The organism is Polaromonas sp. P1_F8 (assembly GCF_056405635.1).
In genome coordinates, this window is record NZ_JBFUBS010000005.1 from 186,792 (window position 1) to 205,352 (window position 18,561).

Below are 18,561 nucleotides of genomic sequence, written 5' to 3' on the forward strand. Positions count from 1 at the left end.
AGGCTGCCTTAAGCCTGCATTAAGGCCGCCCCAATACAATCCAGCGCTATGCCGCTGCGCCCTTCCCCTTCCGCATCCTCCACATCGCGGCCCGTTCATCTGACCACTGTGCGGCAAGACGCCGGCATGCGGCCGTTGTGGCTGGTGGTCATTGCAAGCCTGTGGATCGCCACGGTATGCAATATGGCCTTGTGGCGCGAGCTGGCCCGCCTGCCGGGCCTTACCGGGGGCCAGGCGGCGGTCATAAGCATCGCCTTGGCGCTGGTGATTGCGCTGGCGACCACCGCGCTGCTCAGCGTGCTGGCCTGGCGCTGGACGCTCAAGCCCGCCATCACGCTCTTTCTGCTGTCGGCCGCTTTCGGTGCCTATTTCATGGTGACTTATGGCGTGGTCATCGACAAGACCATGATGATCAATACGCTGCAGACTGATGTGCGCGAAACACGCGACCTGCTGAACTGGCGACTGATAGCCACGGTGCTGGTGCTAGCGGTGCTGCCGATGATTTTCCTGTGGCGGCAAAAAGTCAGGCGTGCAGGCGCAGTGCGGCAGGTACTCACCAACGCCGCCACCTTGACCGGCGCCTGTGTGCTGCTGGTGCTGGTGGTGTTTTTGTTCTTCCAGAGCATTGCCTCTGTGATGCGCAACTACACGCATGTGCGCTACCTCATCAATCCGCTCAATTCCTTCTACGCGCTAGGCGCCATCGCGGCCAAGCCCTTCCAGCGCGACGAATCCACTCTGTTGCCGTTGGGTGAAGACGCAAAACTCGGTGCCAATTACACAGCCCAAACCAAGCCACCGCTGCTGTTGCTGGTGCTGGGTGAAACAGCGCGCAGCGCCAACTTTTCGCTCAACGGCTACGGCCGGCCCACCAACCCGCTGCTCGCAAATGAGAACGTCGTGAGCCTGCGCAACGCATGGTCGTGCGGCACCAGCACGGCTGCGTCGGTGCCCTGCATGTTCTCCAACTTCGGGCGTGAAGCCTATGACTCACGCCCGGCCAATTACGAAGGCATGCTGGACGTGCTACAGCGCGCGGGCCTGGCCGTGCTGTGGATAGACAACCAGTCAGGTTGCAAGGGCGTGTGCGACCGCGTTCCCAACGTCAACACAGTACAGCTCAAAGTACCGGGCTTGTGTGACAGCGGTGAATGTTTTGACGAAGTGATGCTGCACGGCATTGACGAGCGCATTGCCGCATTGCCGGCCGAGCGCCGCGCCAAAGGCGTGGTGGTCGTGATGCACCAGATGGGCGGCCATGGCCCGGCGTACTACAAGCGCTCGCCGCAAGCCGTCAAAAAATTCCTGCCCGAGTGCACCGACAACGCGCTGCAAAGCTGCAGCCATGAAGGCCTGCTCAATGCCTATGACAACAGCATCGTCTACACCGACAAATTGCTGGCGTCATCCATCCAGTGGCTCAAGGCACAGGAAGCGCGCAGCGCGCCGGCCCTGCTGTACCTGGCCGACCACGGCGAGTCTCTGGGCGAAAACAACCTCTACCTGCACGGCATGCCCTACGGTATTGCGCCTGAAGTGCAAAAGCGCGTGCCGTGGATCACCTGGCTCTCGCCCGAGTTCGAGCAGCGCAACAAGCTGACCACCGCGTGCCTGAAGCAGCAGCTGGACGCGCCGGTGAGCCACGACAACTACTTTCACTCGGTGCTCGGTCTGATGAATGTGCAGACCAGCGTCTACAAAGCCGCGCTCGACATCTACGCGCATTGCGTCAAGCCCTGAATCTGCACGGCGGCTGCCGGCCTGCGATCATCCGGATGCGCCGTAGGGCTTTTGGCGCCCTGCATGCACCAATGTGACGGCAGATTTAATATTCAATTTTCATCTCAATAACAATTCTCTTATGCAAGGGTTGAATATGAATATTCACAAGGCTGTCGCCTCCACCATCGCTTCCACACTTCTTTTGACGCTCGCACTCAGCGCCAGCGCCGCCGATTTGCTCGACACCGTCAAGCAGCGCGGCACGCTCAAAGTTGCACTTGAAGGCACCTACCCGCCGTTCAACTACAAGGAGGGCGGCCAGCTCGCCGGATTTGAAGTGGAGCTGGCCAATGCGCTGGCACAAAAACTGGGCGTCAAAGCCGAGTTTTCCACCAGCGAATGGAGTGCCATCCTTGCAGGCCTGCAGGCCGGCAAGTACGACGTGGTGATCAATCAGGTGGGCATCACCGACAAGCGCAAAGAGACCTTTGATTTCTCCGAGCCCTACACCATCTCGGCCCCGCAGCTGATCATCCGCAAGGACGAAAAGCGCGAGTTCAAGACGCTGGCCGACCTCAAGGGCAAAAAGCTCGGCCTGGGCCAGGGCACCAACTACGCCGACATCGCCAAAAAAGTGGGCGGCATCGACGTGAAGACCTACCCCGGCGCGCAAGAGTATTTGCAGGATCTGGCGCTGGGCCGCATCGACGCCGCGCTCAACGACAGCCTGCTCATCCCCTACATCGTCAAGCAAACCAAGCTGCCGCTCAAGCCCGGTGCACCCGTGGGTGACCTTGAAAAATCCGGCATTCCTTTTGTGAAGAACAACCCGAAGTTCAAGGCCGCCATCGACAAGGCACTGGCAGACCTGCAAGCCGACGGCAGCTTCGCGAAGATCTCCACCAAGTGGTTTGACCGCGACGTTAGCAAGCCGCCTGTCGCCAAATAAACGGCACAAGCGAAGTAATATCCGATCAGCCGCGCGCCGCCTTTTCTGGGCCGGCGCCTGAAACAACCCCGGCTCTGCGCCGGGGTTTTTATTTGTGGAGACCTATATGGACCTGACAGGCTTGACCCAGTTGCTGCGCGACGCTTTGCCGCTGATGCTCAAGGGCGCGGCGTGGACGCTGCTGCTGGCAGTGGCGTCTGTTTTCTTCGGCGCCATCATCGGCACCGTGGTAGCCGTCACGCGACTGGCCAAGGTGCCGGTACTTTCGCAATTCGCAACGCTGTATGTCAGTTGCATGCGCGGCACGCCGCTCTTGGTGCAGCTCTTCGTTATTTACTTCGGCCTGCCCAGCATCGGCATCCAGTTTGACCCGATCAGCGCGGGCATCCTGGGCCTGAGCCTGAACGTGGGCGCCTACCTGTCGGAAACCATCCGTGGCGCGATCAACGGTGTGGAACACGGCCAATGGAATGCAGCCCGCAGCCTGGGCCTGACACAAGCGCAAACGCTGCGCTACGTGATCGGACCGCAGGCCCTGCGCCTGGCGGTGCCCAGCCTGTCCAACAGCCTGATCAGCCTGATCAAGGACACCTCGCTGGTGTCGGTGATTGCCGTGGGGGAACTGATGCTGGCGACCAAGGAAGTGATTGCCACGACCTTTCAGCCCTTTCCGCTGTATCTGGCGGCAGCGGGCATTTACTGGGCGATGAGCGCCTCGTTTGAAACGCTGCAGAAGAAGCTCGAAGTGCGCCTCAACCGCAGCTACCTGCGCTAGCGAAGCGCCGGTCACCAGAATCAGGTGTCGCCGATCAGACCACTCTGAATCGCCTGCTCGGTATTCGCAAAAATCGCCATCGCGGTCAGCATGCGCCGAAAGCCCAGCTTGCGGTAAAACGGCTCCTTGCCGGCGACCGCGTAGAGGATGATTTTTTTGTGACCGCTGGAAAGCCGCACCAGCGCTGCAACCATGTCTTTGCCCATGCCTGATCCCTGCCGGTCCGGCGCCACTGCGATGTCGCAGATGTAAGAGCAGTCCCTGCCGTCTGCCACCGCACGGCCCGCAGCGATCAGCTTGCCGGCGTCATACACAAAACACTTGAACATGCTGTTGGAGAAGACGACCTGCAGGTCCACAGGCTTCTTGTCGCCCAAGGGGGCAACGCGGTAGAGATTGGAGAGCTCTTCCCAGTCCGCATCGGCCATGCCTTCCGATGAATATTTCCAGTCAAGCGCCAAGGTGAACTCCTTTTATTTTCAAACGGCATGAGGCGTGATGCACACGCTTTTTGGACTATAGCCCTCGCGTCGAACTGACACGTGCCCCCTCAGAACAGCCTGCCCTGCCCTTCGGCACCCGCAGCCGCTGGCGGCCGGAACTGGCTCATGTCCAGCTCAATGCGCTGGCGGTTAAAGCCAATCCGGTTGCAGGCTTTCTCAAAACGCTGCCTGATGAGTTCGGCCCACAGGCCGTGGCCTTTCATGCGCGTGGCGAAGTCGCTGTCGTAATCCTTGCCGCCACGCATTTCGTGGATGCGCGCCATGATGCGCGCGGCGCGCTGCGGGTAGTGCAGCTCCAGCCACTCCTTGAAAATGGGCGCCACTTCCCAGGGCAAGCGGATCACGGTATAGAACGCGCTGCGTGCACCGGCCTCCCAGGCCGCCTCCAGCACATGCTCCATGTCCTCGTTCACAAACGGGATTTGCGGCGCCACGCTGACGCCGACTGGAACGCCGTGCTCTGCCAGCGTGCGGATGGTGCGCAGGCGCCGGTGCGGTGCGGCCGCGCGCGGCTCCAGCTTGCGCGCGAGTTCGCCGTCGAGCGTGGTGATGGTCACGTAGGCGGCGGCCAGCTTGTCAGCGGCCAGCGGCGCCAGCAGGTCGAGGTCGCGCTCCACGCCGCTGGATTTGGTGATCAAAGAGAACGGGTGCCGCACTTCCTGCATCACCTCAATGATGCTGCGCGTCAGTCGCAGCTCGCGCTCGGCGGGCTGGTAGCAGTCGGTGGCCGAGCCGATGTTGAGCAGCTTGGGAACATAGCTGCGTTTGCGCAGGTCGGCGCGCAACACCTCGGCAATGTTGCGCTTGGCGATGATCTTCGTTTCAAAATCAAGCCCAGGAGAAAGATTGAGGTAGCTGTGTGTGGGCCGCGCATAACAGTACACACAGCCGTGCTCACAGCCCCGGTAGGGATTGATGCTGTAGTCAAAAAAGATATCGGGCGAATCGTTGCCGACGATGGCGCTGCGGGCGTCTTCCATCGTGATCGTGGTTTCGATCCGGGGCGCCTCGCTGGAGACACCTTCTTCCAGCGTACCCCAGCCGTCGTCCCATGCGTTGCGCACGTCTTTCTCAAACCGGTGCGGCATGCGTGTAGCAGTGCCCCGGCCCTTGATGGCATGGAGGGGAATGACGGCGTCGGACATAGGGCAACAAGATTCGGTGGAAGGTAGTGGTACCCGGCAGGGCCGCAGAAAAATACTGTATATAAATACAGTATATTCAAACAAAAACCCTTTGGCAAATGTCTGCAGCAGTGCCCGCAATAATGGGTTTAAAGCAGGAGACATCCCATGGCACACGTACTGGCAAAACTCACCGGCGCGCCGCTGGCCGCCGTCAAACAGCAGCTGGAAAAAGATGCGGATGAACATGCGAAGCAAGGCATGTATCTGAAGCATCTCTGGCAAAACGCGGAAGACGCAGCAGAGGTGTTTTTTCTGTTTCAGGTGAAAGACCTGGCGCATTGCCGGCAACGCATGAAGCAGACGCACGCAAAAGCCCGCGAAGAAAACCCCGGTGTACCGCTACCGACCCTGACGTTTCTGGAGGATGCCTGAGGCCTCATCGAATGCGTGATTGGTACGCCCCTTTTTCATTTTCCCTTCCCTCTCCTCCCCTTCCGTTCCACCATGATCCAGCGCCCCGAAAATCTTTATGCCCGCTACCACGCCCATGTGTACTTCGGGCCCGGCACCGTTGAGCAGGCGCGTGCCCTGTGCGAAAAGGCCGGCACACTTTTCGGAATAGCTGTGGGGCGTGTGCATGAACGCGAGGTGGGGCCGCACCCGCGCTGGAGTTGCCAGCTGGCATTTGACCGTGCGGCGTTCGACAGCGTCATTCCCTGGCTCGAAGAACACCGCGACGGGCTGGATGTGTTTGTGCATGGGCTGACCGGTGACGACCTGGCCGACCACACCACACATGCCTCATGGCTGGGTGAGCCTGCTGTATTGAAGCTGGAGATGTTCAGGCGCTGAACCGGGGGCCGGACCGTCGAAACGGCATATCAGGTCCGGGCGAACTGCTATTAATTCGATAGCTGCTTGCGCTCGTCCAGCAAGGCGTAGAGCCGCTTTTAACGCGTATAAAAGCGCCTCAACCACTTCTGCCCGAAAGGCAAGGGCCGCGATTCCACCGACTGGTACAGCACCCAGCCCGCCAGCAGCGACATCAGGAAGGCCAGCAGCAGACCCAGCACATTTGCCGCGAGCTGCGTGGGCCAGAAGCGGCTCACAACGGCATTGACCAGCAGGCACACCGGAAAATGGATGAGGAACACGGAGTAGGACATCTGGCCCAGCTGCACCAGCCGGCGCTGCTGCAACCATTGCACCGGCCAGGCCTGTGGCTGAAGCACCGCCAGCCCGGCCAGGCCGAAGGCGGTAACGAGCGCCACGACCAGGCGCCCCCTGAAATCCAGCGCCAGGGCCAGCCCGCCCATGACCGCCAGGGTCACGAGCCAGAAGCTGCGCCGCGCGCCAAGGCGGTTTGAGGCCCAGAAGGCCAGCATGCCCAGGGCATAGGAGCCGCAGAAATAGAGGGCGGTGATATCAAAGGCCGGCAGACGGTTGAAAAACAGCAGCGAAGCCAAGGCAACCAACAGGATGAGGCTCACGCCCAGTGGGGCGGAAACCGAAGTGGTGTGTGTTGCGTCGCCGCTGTGCGGCTGAAACTGGAACCGCCGGGCAAAGGCAAAAATGAGAACCACCATGGCATAGAGCTGGAAGTCGATGGCCACGTACCAGACACCGGCAGAAAGCGCGTCCTGCCCGAGCAGGTCCTGCAGCAACAGGACATGGGCAAGCAGTTGGTGCACCGTGGGAGCCTCCGGCACCGAATGGTGCGCGAACCAGGGCCTGACCAGCGCGGCCACGAGCATGCTCACGGCCAGCGCCACCCCATAAGGTTTGGCGAGCCGCCAGTAGCGGCGAAAAATCAGGGGGCCAGGTGCACCGAACACGGCCACGCCCTGTGGCGCGAGCGAGGCCGCCGCCAGAAAACCACTCACGACGAGGAACACCTGCACGGCCATGCGGCCGTAGTCGTAAAGCCAGTCCATCAGGGCCGGTGCAAACGGGTGCACCACATCCGACATCGGGCCGTAAAAAGCCAGGTGATGCAAAACAATGAGGACGCAGGCCAGCCCTTTGAGGGCATCCATGCCGGGAAAGCGTCGGGTCGCGGTGGTCAAGGCGGGTATTTCAGGCGCAGCGCTGCTCAAAGGTGGCGATGGCGCTTAAACGCAGACCCGCTGGCGTGCCTGCTCGTATTCGCGCCTGAGCTGGTCCACAAAGGCCGCGGTGCTTTGGACCTTGCTGACAGAGCCAATGCCCTGGCCGCAGCCCCAGATGTCTTTCCAGGCCTTGGACTTGCTGCCTTCGCCGCCGCCGAAATTCATGGTCTTGACGTCGCCTTCGGGAAGGTTCTCAGGGTCCATGCCCGCCGCGCGAATCGACGGCGCGAGGTAGTTGCCGTGCACGCCGGTGAAAAGGCTGCTGTAGACGATGTCGTCGGAGTTGCCGTCGACGATGGCCTGCTTGTAGGCGTCGGCCGCGCGCGCTTCGTCCGTCGCGATGAAGGCCGAGCCGATGTAGGCGAAGTCGGCGCCCATGGCTTGTGCGGCCAGCACCGCGCCGCCGGTAGAGATGGCGCCGGACAGCGCCAGCGGGCCGTCAAACCACTGGCGGATTTCCTGGATCAGCGCGAACGGGCTCTTCACGCCCGCGTGGCCGCCCGCACCGGCGGCCACAGCCACCAGGCCGTCGGCGCCCTTTTCAATCGCCTTGCGCGCGAACTTGTTGTTGATGATGTCGTGCAGCACCACGCCGCCGTAGCTGTGGGCGGCAGCGTTGATGTCTTCACGCGCGCCCAGGCTGGTGATGTAGATGGGCACCTTGTATTTCACGCACATCTCCATATCGTGCTCGAGCCGGTCGTTGGACTTGTGCACGATCTGGTTGATGGCGAAGGGCGCAGCGGGCTTGCCGGGGTTGGCCTGGTTGTAGGCAGCCAGCGTCTCGGTGATTTCGGCCAGCCAGTCTTCGAGCTGCGCTGCCGGCCGCGCGTTAAGCGCGGGCATGGCGCCCACCACGCCGGCTTTGCATTGCTCAATCACCAGTTTCGGGTTGCTGATGATGAAGAGCGGCGAACCGATGATGGGCAAAGGCAGCTTGTTCAGCGCGCCGGGCAGTCTTGACATGGTGGCTCCGTTGTTATCCTGAATTTAAGCAAAAACACGCTACAGCCCTTTACTGACGAGCGCAAGCAGCTATCAAATAAATAGCGGCGCGTACAGGGTCAGAACGCGTCCAGCGCGAGTGCCGTGACGCTGTCTGCGCCATCGACAATGCTGTCGCGCACGCCGGGCACCTTGGTCAGCAGGTGGTCGGCATAAAAGCGCGCGGTGGTGATCTTGGCCTGCATGAAGGCGACGTCAACGCCCTGCGCGATTTTCTCTTGCGCCACCAGCAGCGAACGCGCCATCTGCCAGCCGGCCACCACGTTGCCCGCGAGCATGAGGTAAGGGACGCTTCCGGCAAACACGGCATTGGGGCTGGCCTTGGTGTTGCCGGCCACGAAATCGACCACATCGATGAAGGCTTCGCGCGCGGCCTTCAAGCGCTTGGCCACGGCCAGCGCGTCGGCGCTGCCCTGCTTGAGCAGTTCGCTTTCGGTTTTTTCGATCTGCCCGGCAATCGCCTTGGCCGTCTGGCCGCCGTCGCGCGAGGTCTTGCGGCCGATCAGGTCGTTGGCCTGGATGGCGGTCGTGCCTTCGTAGATGGTCAGGATCTTGGCATCGCGGTAGTACTGGGCCGCGCCCGTTTCTTCAATAAAGCCCATGCCGCCATGCACCTGCACGCCCAGCGAGGTGACTTCCAGGCTCATCTCGGTGCTGTAGCCCTTGACCAGCGGCACCATGAATTCGTAAAACGCCTGGTTTTGCTTGCGCACCTCGGCGTCGGGGTGGTGATGCGTCGCGTCGTAAGCCGCGGCGGCCACGGAAGCCATGGCGCGGCAGCCTTCGATGTAGGCGCGCATGGTCATCAGCATGCGCTTGACGTCGGGGTGGTGAATGATGGGCACGCTGGCCTTGATGGAGCCGTCAACCGGGCGGCTTTGCACGCGGTCTTTGGAAAAGGCCACGGCCTTCTGGTAAGCCCGCTCGGCAATCGCGATGCCCTGCATGCCGACGGCGTAGCGCGCCGAATTCATCATGATGAACATGTACTCGAGGCCGCGGTTTTCTTCACCGACGATGTAGCCGACAGCGCCACCGTGATCGCCGTACTGCAGCACGGCAGTCGGCGATGCCTTGATGCCCATCTTGTGCTCGATGCTCACACAGTGCACGTCGTTGCGTGCGCCCAAGGTGCCATCTTTGCCGACCATGAACTTGGGCACGACAAACAGGCTGATGCCCTTGACACCTTCAGGCGCGCCGGTCACGCGGGCGAGAACAAGGTGCACGATGTTCTCGGCCATGTCGTGCTCACCATAGGTGATGAAGATCTTGGTACCGAAAACCTTGTACGTGCCGTCGGGCTGCGGCTCGGCACGGCTGCGCACCATGGCGAGGTCCGAACCGGCTTGCGGCTCGGTCAGGTTCATGGTGCCCGTCCACTGGCCGCTCACAAGTTTTTCGAGGTAAACCGCCTTGAGCTCATCGGAGCCGGCCGTGAGCAGCGCTTCAATCGCGCCGTCGCTCAGCAGCGGGCACAGCGCAAAGCTCATGTTGGCGGAATTGAGCATTTCACCGCACGCCGCGCCTATGGTTTTGGGCAGGCCCTGGCCGCCAAAATCAGCCGGGTGCTGCAGCCCTTGCCAGCCGCCTTCGACGTATTGGCGGAAGGCCTCCTTGAAGCCAGGCGTGGTGGTGACTTCGCCGGATTGAAAGCTCGACGGATTGATGTCACCGTCACGGTTGAGCGGAGCCAGCACGCCCTCGTTGAACTTGGCGCATTCTTCGAGCACCGCTTGCGCGGTGTCGAAGCCGGCTTCTTCAAAGCCGGGGATTTGCGCGATCTGTTCGATGTTGGCCAGGTGTTTGATGTCAAACAGCATGTCCTTGAGGGGGGCCTTGTATGTCATGTTTTGTCTCCGAAAATTAACTTATTGCGCGGCGAAGGCCATTAAAAGCTGTGCCACAGTGGTCTGCTGGTTTGGCCTGTGCCAGGCGTAGCCGGGGCCGCTTGCCACACGGCCTCTCGCGAATCTAGGGCGAGAAATCACGAACTGGAGGTTCCACCAGTTTTTCGGATTTCCGCACGACATAACCGTTGTCCATCAGGGCATTGAGCCAGCCCGCCGCCATCAGGTCCACATGACCCGAGTCCGGGGCCGAAGCGTAAAACGCATCCTGAAACTCCAGCATGGGCACAAGCTTCTTGCTGTACAGCGTCACTCGGTAGCGGGTAGAACCCCTGCGGGCTTCATGGCCCTGGGAGGTGACGGTAGAGCCCATCGGAACAAACAGCAGCGTGTTGTAACCCTGGCCGGACCATTCGCCCAGCACGCCCCTGATATTGGAACGCTGGCCGAACGTGCCTGCGTACTTTGCGGGAACACCGTTGAGTTGCATGAAGTCTGCGGCGTGCCCAACGCTCTGGTTCATCAGGCGGTTATCGAGAACACCCGAGAGCCTGTAGCCTTTGACCAGATCCGGGTTTTGGTTGGCCCACTCGGGGGTCACAAAAACCAGGGCCAAAGACGTCACAGGCTCCTTGATGTCCGACTTGACGCTGACCTGTTCGACTTTGCGATCAAGCCCCGCGCACGCAGCGAGGAACAAGCCCGTCAGCATCAAGGCGATGCATGCGCCTCGCCTCATGCCGGATTGGCCGGGTTGCTGCTTGGCTTTCATGTCGCGCTGGCCTGAAACCGGATTACAGGGCTGCGACCAACTCGGGTACGGCAGTGAACAGGTCGGCCTCGAGACCGTAGTCAGCGACGCTAAAGATAGGCGCTTCCGGATCCTTGTTGATCGCCACGATGACCTTGCTGTCTTTCATGCCGGCCAGATGCTGGATCGCACCGGAAATACCGGCGGCGATGTAGAGCTGGGGCGCGACGATCTTGCCGGTCTGGCCCACTTGCCAGTCATTGGGGGCGTAGCCTGCATCAACCGCTGCGCGCGATGCGCCGAGAGCTGCGCCCAGCTTGTCTGCCAGCGGCGTCAGCACTTCGTTGAATTTCTCGCTGGAGCCCATGGCGCGGCCACCGGAGACGATGATCTTGGCAGCCGTCAGCTCAGGGCGGTCGCTCTTGGCGATCTCGGAGCCCAGGAAGGTCGACTTGCCGCTGTCGGCAACGCCTGCAGGGGTCTCGATGGTCGCAGAACCACCGGTAGCAGCCGCAGCGTCAAAGCCGGTGGTGCGCACGGTGATGACTTTGGTCGCGTCCAGGCTTTGCACGATGGCGATCGCGTTGCCGGCGTAGATGGGGCGCTCAAAGGTGTCGGCAGCATCGACCTTGGTGATGTCGGAGATCTGGCCGACATCCAGCGTCGCGGCCACGCGGGGGGCGATGTTCTTGCCCGACGCCGTGGCGGGGAACAGGATGTGCGAGTAGGCACTCGCGATGGCCAGCACCTGGGCGGCCATGTTCTCGGCCAGGCCGTGGGCGAAATGCTCGCCTTCGACGTGGATGACTTTGGCCACGCCGGCAATGGCGGCAGCGGCCTTGGCAGCGGCTTCAGCACCCTTGCCGGCCACCAGCACGTGCACGTCGCCACCGCACTGGGCGGCTGCGGTCACGGTGTTGAGGGTGGCGGGCTTGATGCTGGCGTTGTCGTGTTCTGCAATAACAAGTGCGGTCATGTCATCAGTCCTTAAATTACTTTGGCTTCGTTCTTGAGCTTGTCCACCAGAGCGGCCACGTCGGCCACCTTGATGCCGGCGCTGCGTTTGGGCGGCTCGCTGACCTTCAGGGTCTTGATACGCGGCTTGACGTCGACACCGAGCTCTTCGGGCTTGAGGTTGTCGAGCTGCTTTTTCTTGGCCTTCATGATGTTGGGCAAGGTGACGTAGCGCGGCTCATTGAGGCGCAGGTCGGTCGTGATGATGGCCGGCAGCGTGAGCGAGAGGGTTTCCAGGCCGCCGTCGACTTCGCGGGTAACCTTGGCCTTGCCGTCTGCAACTTCAACCTTGGAGGCAAAGGTGGCCTGGGGCCAGCCCAGCAGCGCAGCCAGCATCTGGCCGGTCTGGTTGCAGTCGTCGTCAATCGCCTGTTTGCCGAGGATGACGAGTTGGGGTTGTTCTTTTTCGACCAGCGCCTTGAGCAGCTTGGCGACGGCCAATGGCTGCAGTTCTTCGGCGGTTTCGACCAGGATGGCGCGGTCGGCACCGATGGCCATGGCGGTGCGCAGGGTTTCCTGGCACTGCAGCACGCCGCAGCTCACGGCGATGACTTCGGTTACGACACCCTTTTCCTTCAGTCGCGTCGCTTCTTCAACGGCGATCTCGTCAAACGGGTTCATGCTCATCTTGACGTTGGCGATGTCGACACCAGTGCCATCGGATTTGACGCGGACTTTGACGTTGTAGTCCACAACGCGTTTGACGGGAACCAAGACCTTCATGAGAGGACTCCAGAGTTGATGGATTGAGTACGAATTGAAATCAAAATGAAATCGGGACTGAATTGACGTTGACGTAAACGTAAGCTTTGCATTCTATGCTGCGGCGCCCCCTGATGCGGGCTGCTCAACTGGTCGCCGGAGGGTATCCAGGGGAACCAGGCAGAAAAAGAACGATCGTTCTATTTTTCATTATAGAGCGCCGGATACAGCGAATTAGAGCATCCTGCCCAACCACTGTCCTTCAGGTGTCTTTCAGGCGTCAATTGCCGATGCAGCGAAAGGAGATCGGGCAGGGAAAAAGCGCGCCGCAGGCCGTTTGTGGGCGCTCAGGAAGGCTTGGCACCGGTAGCGCCCTTCTCGCCCTCCACGTTTTTTGCATTCTCCGAAATGCTCACGCGGGTATGCACCACACGCTGCGGGTACGGAATTTCGATGCCGTGCGAGCGCAGCGACTCCAGGACGGCGAGGTTGACACGCGAGCGCAGGTTCTGCTGGCCGTTTTCGGGATCAACCATCCAGTAGTTGAGCGTGAACTCGAGCCCGTCGACGCCAAAGTGGGTCAGATTGACGCTGGGACCAGGGTCGCGCAGCACACGGTCCTGCTTGAGCGCGGCTTCACTGAGCAGGCCCATCACCAGCTCGACGTCGCTGTCATAGCCCACCGACACCACGGTGGACTGCAGCACCTGCGTATCGCTGAGCGAGAGGTTTTCAACGCGGCTGCTGATGAACATCTCGTTGGGCACGATGGATTCGCGCCCGGACGGTGCACGCACCACGGTGTAGCGCGCATTGATATCGGTGATGCGCCCTTCAAAGGTGTCCACCCGCACGTTGTCACCAATGCGCACACTGCGCTCGGCCAGCATGACAAAGCCGCTCACGTAGTTGGCCGCCAGCTTCTGCAGGCCAAAGCCCACACCCACGCCTACCGCGCCGCCCAGCACCGACAACGCCCTGAGGTCAATGCCCACCGACGACAGCGCCAGCATCAGGCCGACAAACATCAGCATGGCACGCACCGCATTGCTGACAGCCTTGCGCAGGGAGAGCTCGTTGCCGGTGGCTGAACGCAGCAGGCGCGCCTCAATGGCCGAAGATATCCACAAGGTGATCAGCAGCACCACACCGGCTGTCACCGCACCTTCAAGCATGGTGCGCACCGACAGCGTCGAGTTGCCGACCTTCCACTTGATGTCGTCGAGCTCGTCAAGTATCACAGGCAAGAAGCCGCTGACCCACAGCACCATGGCGATCCAGGCCAGCCAGGAAATGGTGCGCTCCAGGGCCCGCACGAGCGGCGCGTCTTTGAAGGCCACCTGCAGCACCTTGACCCCCAGGCGGATCACCGCCAGCGACAGCAGCACAGGAATGGCTACCTTGAATACCGCCAACGGAAAGGTCCTCGCCAAAAGGACCTGCACCGCATTGGCAAAGAAAAGCAGCAGCAGCGGAAACAGCACGCCGTCAATCACGCGCCGCCCGAAAAGGATGGAAGTCCCATCGACCGCCATACGTGCGCGGCCCGCCATGCGCACCACCAGCCAGGCCAGCAACGCGCAGGAAATCAGCGCGGCCAGCTCCGTGAGGGCGGTAGGCTGGGCCAGTGCCGCAAACCAGTCATCCAGCGCATCAATGCGGACGGGAGGAACGGGACGGGTCGTCAGGGCGCCGGCGCTGGCCATTGGGGTTTCCTTTTTTCGATGAAGGCTTGCACACCTTCCTGTGCCACGGCATGGACCATGTTGCAGGCCATGGACTGGCCCGCCAGCTGGTAGGCGGCCTCGATGCCGGTTTCACGTTGCTGGTAGAAAAGCGCCTTGCCCATGGCGAGTGCTTCGCGCGGTTTGGACAGGAGCGACTGCAAGAGTTTTTCGACTTCGGCGTCCAGCGAATCCAGCGGCACGACACGGTTGACCAGCCCGCGCACGCGCGCTTCGTCGGCCGCGATGAAGTCTCCCGTCATCAGCATTTCCATGGCCTGCTTGGCGGGCATGTTGCGCACCAGCGGCACGCTGGGTGTGGCGCAAAAGAGGCCCACGTCGATGCCATTCACCCCGAAACTGACGTTACTGGCCGCCACAGCGAGATCGCATTGCGCCACCAGCTGGCAGCCGGCCGCCGTGGCCACACCCTGCACCTGCGCAATCACCGGTACCGGCAGCTTCTGGATGCTGAGCATCATGCGCGTGCACTGCGCAAAAAGCTTCTGGTAATAAGCCAGCTCGGGCCGGGCGCGCATGTCCTTGAGGTTGTGGCCGGCACAAAAAGCCTTGCCCTCAGCCGAGATGACCACCGCGCGCGCCGAGCTGTCGGCCGCGATCAAATCCAGTGCAGCCTGTAGTGCAGACAGCACGTCTTCACCGAGCGCGTTAAAAGTAGACGCCCGGTTCAGCACCAGGCGGTGGACGCCGCGCGCGTCATGCGTGTGAAGCACGGGAGCCGAAAGCTCAGCAGATACGGCACTCATGAATGCCCTACAAATCGGCCAGGACGCGGATATGCGCTTCCACGCTACGCGCCAGCGCATTCAGGTTGTAGCCACCTTCAAGCGACGAGACGATACGGCCTTGGGAATGGCGCCTGGCGACGTCCTTCAGGCGCTGGGTGATCCAGGCGTAGTCCTGCTCGACCAGACCCATCTGGCCCAGGTCGTCGTCGCGGTGCGCATCAAAACCCGCGCTGATGAAAATCATCTCGGGCTTGAATTCTTCCAGACGCGGAATCCACGCCGCTTCGATCAGCTCACGCACGGCCATGCCCTTGGTATAAGCCGGCACGGGCAGGTTGAGCATGTTGCCGGCGTGGTTTTCGGTGCCGGTATATGGGTAAAACGGGTGCTGGAAAAAGCTGACCATCAGCACACGGTCGTCGCCGCTGAGGATGTCTTCGGTGCCGTTGCCGTGGTGCACATCGAAGTCGACAATCGCCACGCGCTTGAGGCCGTGGCGCTCCAGCGCATATTTGGCAGCAACGGCGACGCTGTTGAAAACGCAAAATCCCATGGACCGGTTGTGGCAGGCATGGTGGCCTGGCGGGCGCACCGCGCAAAACGCGTTCTCAAGCTCGCCGGACATCACTGCGTCGGTGGCCGCCAGCACGGCGCCGGTCGCGCGGAGGGCGGCGTTCCAGGTGTGCGCATTGAGCGCGGTATCGGGATCGATCTGGGCATAGGCCGGCCCACCGGCCCGGATGTCATCGACCAGGCTGTCGCTCAGGCCGCGGATCGCCGCCACCATCATGCGGTCGTGCGCCAGCTCGATGTCGCCCAGCGCCGCAAGGGGGGCCTCTCGCGCGTCCAGGGCGTCCTTGACGCCGGTCGCCAGCAACCAGTCGTCAATGGCGTCGAGCCGCTCCGGACATTCCGGGTGGCCGGGGCCCATCTCATGCTTGCGGCAATCTGCGTGCGTGAAATAACCAGTCGCGTTCATGGGGAAATAATTTGTAAAAAATTACGGTATGGTTGGCACCATGAAAGTCACAGAAAAACTCCAGGCACTCCTTGATCAGCTTAACACGGTCATCGTGGGAAAACCGGCACAGGTACAGGACTGCGTGGCCTGCCTGCTGGCCGGCGGCCACCTGCTGATTGAAGACGTTCCGGGCGTCGGAAAAACCACGCTGGCCCATGCGCTGTCACGCTCATTCGGGCTGCAGTTTTCGCGGGTGCAGTTCACCGCCGACCTGATGCCCAGCGATTTGTCGGGTGTGTCGATTTACGAGCGTCAGAAAGAAAGTTTTGTGTTTCACCCCGGGCCGGTTTTCGCGCAGGTCCTGCTGGCCGATGAAATCAACCGGGCCAGCCCGAAAACCCAAAGCGCCCTGCTCGAAGCCATGGAGGAAAAGCAGGTCACGGTCGAGGGCGAAACCCGGCCCCTGCCCCTGCCGTTTTTTGTGATCGCCACGCAAAACCCGCACGACCAGCTCGGCACCTACGCCCTGCCTGAATCCCAGCTGGATCGCTTTCACATGCGGATTTCGCTGGGCTACCCTGACCGCGCCGCCGAACGCGAATTGCTGCGCGGCGCCGACCGCCGCGACATGGTCGAAAAGCTGCCAGCCCTGCTGGCACCGCACGACCTGCTGGAGCTGCAGCAGATGGTGGTGCAGGTTCACGCGTCGGAGCCGCTGCTGAACTACCTGCAGGACCTGGTCACCGCGACCCGTTCGGGCCGCTGGTTTCTGCAGGGCCTCAGCCCCCGCGCGGGCATTGCCATCATGCGGGCCGCCAAGGCACAGGCCTTTCTGAGCAAGCGGGACTACGTGGCGCCGGACGACATTGCCGCCGTACTGCCGCAAACCGCCGCACACCGGCTCATCCCGGTCAGCGACGCCGGGCGCGGCCCTGTAGAGCAGGTGCGGGCCATGCTCGACGCCGTGCCTCTCCCCTGACGGCGGGGCACGCCCGAAAAGCCATGGCCATGACGGCATCCCTTCCCAATCCCCTGGCATTCATTCGCGGGCGCTTCCAGAAGTGGTGGCAAAGCAAGCTGCCTTTCACCGACAGCGTGTCACTGACCCAGCGAAACGTGTACATCCTGCCCACGCGCCCGGGCCTGATGCTGGGCGTGACACTGCTGGTGCTGCTGGTGGCTTCCATCAACTACCAGCTCAACCTGGGCTACCTGCTGACGTTCCTGCTGGCCGGCAGTGCACTGGTCGGCATGCACGTCTGCCACGGCACACTGCGCGGTCTTGCTATGAATTTGGTAGCTCCTCCCGCTCACTATGCGGGCGCTACCGCCGCATTTGATGTAAAACTCATGAACGCCAGGCGTACCGCGCGCCATGGCATCGGGCTGAGCGTGCTGAACCCGCACGATGTGGACACCAAACAGGATGCAAAAAAGGGCGGCGAGCAACACTGGGTGTGGACTGACGTTCCCGCGCAGGGCAGCAGCGTGGTGCAGGTGGCCTTCACGCCGCCGCGGCGAGGCTTGCACCGGCTGCCGACGCTGACCGCTGAAACCCGTTACCCGCTGGGCACCTTTCGCGTCTGGACGGTGTGGCGTCCGGCTGCCCAGATCCTGGTCTATCCGCAGCCCGAAGCCCACCCGCCACCGCTGCCGCCGGGCGAACCCCGCTCCGGCGGCGCAGCGGCGGCCTCTCTGGCGCAGAGCACGGGTGAATTTGACGGCGTACGCGGTTACCGCCGCGGCGACCCCATGAAACTGATCGTCTGGAAAAAAGCGGCCAAGGCCGATGAACAAGGCAACGGCCTGGTCGTACGCGACACGCAGCAAGCCCAGCGGCATGAGCTCTGGCTGGACTTCATGAATGCGGGCTCAGCGGGTGTTGAACAAAAGCTTTCACGGCTGTGTGCCTGGGTGTTGATGGCCGACAAGCTCGCGCTGGACTATGGCTTGAGGTTGCCTTCGGTGGAGATCAAACCTGCCAGTGGGGAGGCGCATAAACGGCTTTGTCTGGAGGCGCTGGCGGTATGTTGACGGTTTCTGGGTTTGTCCGACCGGGGTGCTTTTTGCTGAGGGCGGCTGGCCGGGGGTTGCCCGGCGGCAACTCACTTTTCTTTTGCTTCGCCAAAAGCAAAGTAAGCAAAAGGTCACGTAGTGGGGATTCGCTCACTTCGCAAAGCGAAGTTATGCGAATACCAAAAGGCGACCCTGCTGTCTGCGTCCCTGCGCTTCGCTTCGGGCAGCCTGTGGTGCTAGGTCCAGCCGGGGTCAAAAACAACTCGCCTGCGGCTCAAACAAGTTTTTGCCCTGATCCGTCTGGCCCTCCGCTCCTCGGCGCATACAGAAGGGGTGGGGTAAGGAATACCAACAGCCAACAGCCGAATACCAGAACCCGAACACTTGAAGAAACAAGGACACGCCATGGCGTGTCCTTGTTGGTATTGGTCCCCGCTCCCGATTGCCCCTTGTGGATGCGCCGAGGAGCGCAGGCTCAGGCGGATCAGGGATCGCGATTGTCTGAGCCGAAGGCGAGTTCGAGCGAGACCCCGCCTGAGCCGAGCACCGCAGGTTGCCCCGTAGCGAAGCGCAGGGGACGCAGGAACCAGGGTCGCCTTTTC

18 protein-coding genes are annotated in these 18,561 nt (G+C 61.8%); 7 read left to right on the forward strand and 11 right to left on the reverse strand.

The genetic code is table 11. The annotated features are described in order from the left end of the window. Nucleotides 1-48: 48 nt before the first annotated feature. The 3 genes from AC1D1J_RS18100 (at nucleotide 49) to AC1D1J_RS18110 (ending at nucleotide 3,449) form a co-directional block, all read left to right on the forward strand. The gene (locus AC1D1J_RS18100; RefSeq protein ID WP_477686819.1) at nucleotides 49-1,743 is read left to right on the forward strand and encodes a phosphoethanolamine transferase; all 1,695 of its coding nucleotides are present in this window, start codon (nucleotides 49-51) and stop codon (nucleotides 1,741-1,743) included. A 136-nt stretch (nucleotides 1,744-1,879) separates the two neighbouring features. Continuing rightward, complete coding sequence (locus AC1D1J_RS18105; protein WP_477695465.1) at nucleotides 1,880-2,674, forward strand: transporter substrate-binding domain-containing protein; 795 nt, start codon at nucleotides 1,880-1,882, stop codon at nucleotides 2,672-2,674. 106 nt (nucleotides 2,675-2,780) lie between these two features. Continuing rightward, on the forward strand, nucleotides 2,781-3,449 hold the full coding sequence (locus tag AC1D1J_RS18110; protein ID WP_477695466.1) for an amino acid ABC transporter permease: 669 nt from the start codon (nucleotides 2,781-2,783) through the stop codon (nucleotides 3,447-3,449). A gap of 20 nt (nucleotides 3,450-3,469) precedes the next feature. Here AC1D1J_RS18110 and AC1D1J_RS18115 read toward each other — a convergent pair whose 3' ends face one another. After that, nucleotides 3,470-3,910, reverse strand: coding sequence for a GNAT family N-acetyltransferase (locus AC1D1J_RS18115; protein ID WP_477686817.1), 441 nt, complete (start codon nucleotides 3,908-3,910; stop codon nucleotides 3,470-3,472). 89 nt (nucleotides 3,911-3,999) lie between these two features. Continuing rightward, entirely contained in the window at nucleotides 4,000-5,097 is a 1,098-nt protein-coding gene (locus AC1D1J_RS18120) for a PA0069 family radical SAM protein (protein WP_477695467.1), read from the reverse strand. A gap of 147 nt (nucleotides 5,098-5,244) precedes the next feature. On the opposite strand from AC1D1J_RS18120, the gene AC1D1J_RS18125 reads away from it, so the two are divergent. Both AC1D1J_RS18125 and AC1D1J_RS18130 read left to right on the forward strand, forming a co-directional pair. Further along, nucleotides 5,245-5,511 (forward strand): hypothetical protein, encoded by a 267-nt coding sequence (locus AC1D1J_RS18125; protein ID WP_477695468.1) that lies wholly within the window; start codon nucleotides 5,245-5,247, stop codon nucleotides 5,509-5,511. Between the two features lie 72 nt (nucleotides 5,512-5,583). Next, entirely contained in the window at nucleotides 5,584-5,931 is a 348-nt protein-coding gene (locus tag AC1D1J_RS18130) for a DOPA 4,5-dioxygenase family protein (protein WP_477695469.1), read from the forward strand. A 98-nt stretch (nucleotides 5,932-6,029) separates the two neighbouring features. Here AC1D1J_RS18130 and AC1D1J_RS18135 read toward each other — a convergent pair whose 3' ends face one another. From AC1D1J_RS18135 to AC1D1J_RS18175, 9 genes are all read right to left on the reverse strand, one after another. Then, nucleotides 6,030-7,145 (reverse strand): acyltransferase family protein, encoded by a 1,116-nt coding sequence (locus tag AC1D1J_RS18135; RefSeq protein WP_477695470.1) that lies wholly within the window; start codon nucleotides 7,143-7,145, stop codon nucleotides 6,030-6,032. Nucleotides 7,146-7,190: 45 nt separating this feature from the next. Beyond that, the gene (locus tag AC1D1J_RS18140) at nucleotides 7,191-8,153 is read right to left on the reverse strand and encodes an NAD(P)H-dependent flavin oxidoreductase (RefSeq protein WP_477695471.1); all 963 of its coding nucleotides are present in this window, start codon (nucleotides 8,151-8,153) and stop codon (nucleotides 7,191-7,193) included. A 98-nt stretch (nucleotides 8,154-8,251) separates the two neighbouring features. Then, nucleotides 8,252-10,042, reverse strand: a complete 1,791-nt coding sequence (locus tag AC1D1J_RS18145; protein WP_477695472.1) for an acyl-CoA dehydrogenase — start codon at nucleotides 10,040-10,042, stop codon at nucleotides 8,252-8,254. A gap of 124 nt (nucleotides 10,043-10,166) precedes the next feature. Continuing rightward, nucleotides 10,167-10,814, reverse strand: coding sequence for a hypothetical protein (locus tag AC1D1J_RS18150; RefSeq protein ID WP_477686810.1), 648 nt, complete (start codon nucleotides 10,812-10,814; stop codon nucleotides 10,167-10,169). A 22-nt stretch (nucleotides 10,815-10,836) separates the two neighbouring features. Further along, nucleotides 10,837-11,769, reverse strand: coding sequence for an electron transfer flavoprotein subunit alpha/FixB family protein (locus tag AC1D1J_RS18155; protein ID WP_477695473.1), 933 nt, complete (start codon nucleotides 11,767-11,769; stop codon nucleotides 10,837-10,839). Nucleotides 11,770-11,780: 11 nt separating this feature from the next. Beyond that, entirely contained in the window at nucleotides 11,781-12,530 is a 750-nt protein-coding gene (locus tag AC1D1J_RS18160) for an electron transfer flavoprotein subunit beta/FixA family protein (protein WP_477695474.1), read from the reverse strand. 326 nt (nucleotides 12,531-12,856) lie between these two features. Beyond that, on the reverse strand, nucleotides 12,857-14,215 hold the full coding sequence (locus AC1D1J_RS18165; RefSeq protein ID WP_457278889.1) for a mechanosensitive ion channel family protein: 1,359 nt from the start codon (nucleotides 14,213-14,215) through the stop codon (nucleotides 12,857-12,859). Then, the gene (locus AC1D1J_RS18170; RefSeq protein ID WP_477686809.1) at nucleotides 14,194-15,000 is read right to left on the reverse strand and encodes an enoyl-CoA hydratase; all 807 of its coding nucleotides are present in this window, start codon (nucleotides 14,998-15,000) and stop codon (nucleotides 14,194-14,196) included. The genes AC1D1J_RS18165 and AC1D1J_RS18170 overlap by 22 nt, the downstream gene beginning before the upstream one ends. A 7-nt stretch (nucleotides 15,001-15,007) precedes the next feature. Beyond that, the gene (locus AC1D1J_RS18175) at nucleotides 15,008-15,961 is read right to left on the reverse strand and encodes a histone deacetylase family protein (protein ID WP_457278891.1); all 954 of its coding nucleotides are present in this window, start codon (nucleotides 15,959-15,961) and stop codon (nucleotides 15,008-15,010) included. A 40-nt stretch (nucleotides 15,962-16,001) separates the two neighbouring features. Between AC1D1J_RS18175 and AC1D1J_RS18180 the strand changes: the two genes are divergently transcribed. Together AC1D1J_RS18180 and AC1D1J_RS18185 are read left to right on the forward strand one after the other, a co-directional pair. Continuing rightward, entirely contained in the window at nucleotides 16,002-16,922 is a 921-nt protein-coding gene (locus tag AC1D1J_RS18180) for an AAA family ATPase (RefSeq protein ID WP_477686808.1), read from the forward strand. A gap of 29 nt (nucleotides 16,923-16,951) precedes the next feature. Further along, a complete protein-coding gene (locus AC1D1J_RS18185) occupies nucleotides 16,952-17,977 on the forward strand; it encodes a DUF58 domain-containing protein (RefSeq protein ID WP_477695475.1) in 1,026 nt (341 codons plus the stop codon). Nucleotides 17,978-18,561: the final 584 nt, after the last annotated feature.

Excerpts from the sequence above, each read along its gene's own strand:
- AC1D1J_RS18100 (WP_477686819.1), top strand. The coding sequence starts at position 49 with ATGCCGCTGCGCCCTTCCCCTTCCGCATCCTCCACATCGCGGCCCGTT.
- AC1D1J_RS18105 (WP_477695465.1), top strand. The coding sequence starts at position 1,880 with ATGAATATTCACAAGGCTGTCGCCTCCACCATCGCTTCCACACTTCTT.
- AC1D1J_RS18110 (WP_477695466.1), top strand. The coding sequence starts at position 2,781 with ATGGACCTGACAGGCTTGACCCAGTTGCTGCGCGACGCTTTGCCGCTG.
- AC1D1J_RS18120 (WP_477695467.1), bottom strand. The coding sequence starts at position 5,097 with ATGTCCGACGCCGTCATTCCCCTCCATGCCATCAAGGGCCGGGGCACT.
- AC1D1J_RS18125 (WP_477695468.1), top strand. The coding sequence starts at position 5,245 with ATGGCACACGTACTGGCAAAACTCACCGGCGCGCCGCTGGCCGCCGTC.
- AC1D1J_RS18130 (WP_477695469.1), top strand. The coding sequence starts at position 5,584 with ATGATCCAGCGCCCCGAAAATCTTTATGCCCGCTACCACGCCCATGTG.
- AC1D1J_RS18140 (WP_477695471.1), bottom strand. The coding sequence starts at position 8,153 with ATGTCAAGACTGCCCGGCGCGCTGAACAAGCTGCCTTTGCCCATCATC.
- AC1D1J_RS18145 (WP_477695472.1), bottom strand. The coding sequence starts at position 10,042 with ATGACATACAAGGCCCCCCTCAAGGACATGCTGTTTGACATCAAACAC.
- AC1D1J_RS18150 (WP_477686810.1), bottom strand. The coding sequence starts at position 10,814 with ATGAAAGCCAAGCAGCAACCCGGCCAATCCGGCATGAGGCGAGGCGCA.
- AC1D1J_RS18155 (WP_477695473.1), bottom strand. The coding sequence starts at position 11,769 with ATGACCGCACTTGTTATTGCAGAACACGACAACGCCAGCATCAAGCCC.
- AC1D1J_RS18160 (WP_477695474.1), bottom strand. The coding sequence starts at position 12,530 with ATGAAGGTCTTGGTTCCCGTCAAACGCGTTGTGGACTACAACGTCAAA.
- AC1D1J_RS18165 (WP_457278889.1), bottom strand. The coding sequence starts at position 14,215 with ATGGCCAGCGCCGGCGCCCTGACGACCCGTCCCGTTCCTCCCGTCCGC.
- AC1D1J_RS18170 (WP_477686809.1), bottom strand. The coding sequence starts at position 15,000 with ATGAGTGCCGTATCTGCTGAGCTTTCGGCTCCCGTGCTTCACACGCAT.
- AC1D1J_RS18175 (WP_457278891.1), bottom strand. The coding sequence starts at position 15,961 with ATGAACGCGACTGGTTATTTCACGCACGCAGATTGCCGCAAGCATGAG.
- AC1D1J_RS18180 (WP_477686808.1), top strand. The coding sequence starts at position 16,002 with ATGAAAGTCACAGAAAAACTCCAGGCACTCCTTGATCAGCTTAACACG.
- AC1D1J_RS18185 (WP_477695475.1), top strand. The coding sequence starts at position 16,952 with ATGACGGCATCCCTTCCCAATCCCCTGGCATTCATTCGCGGGCGCTTC.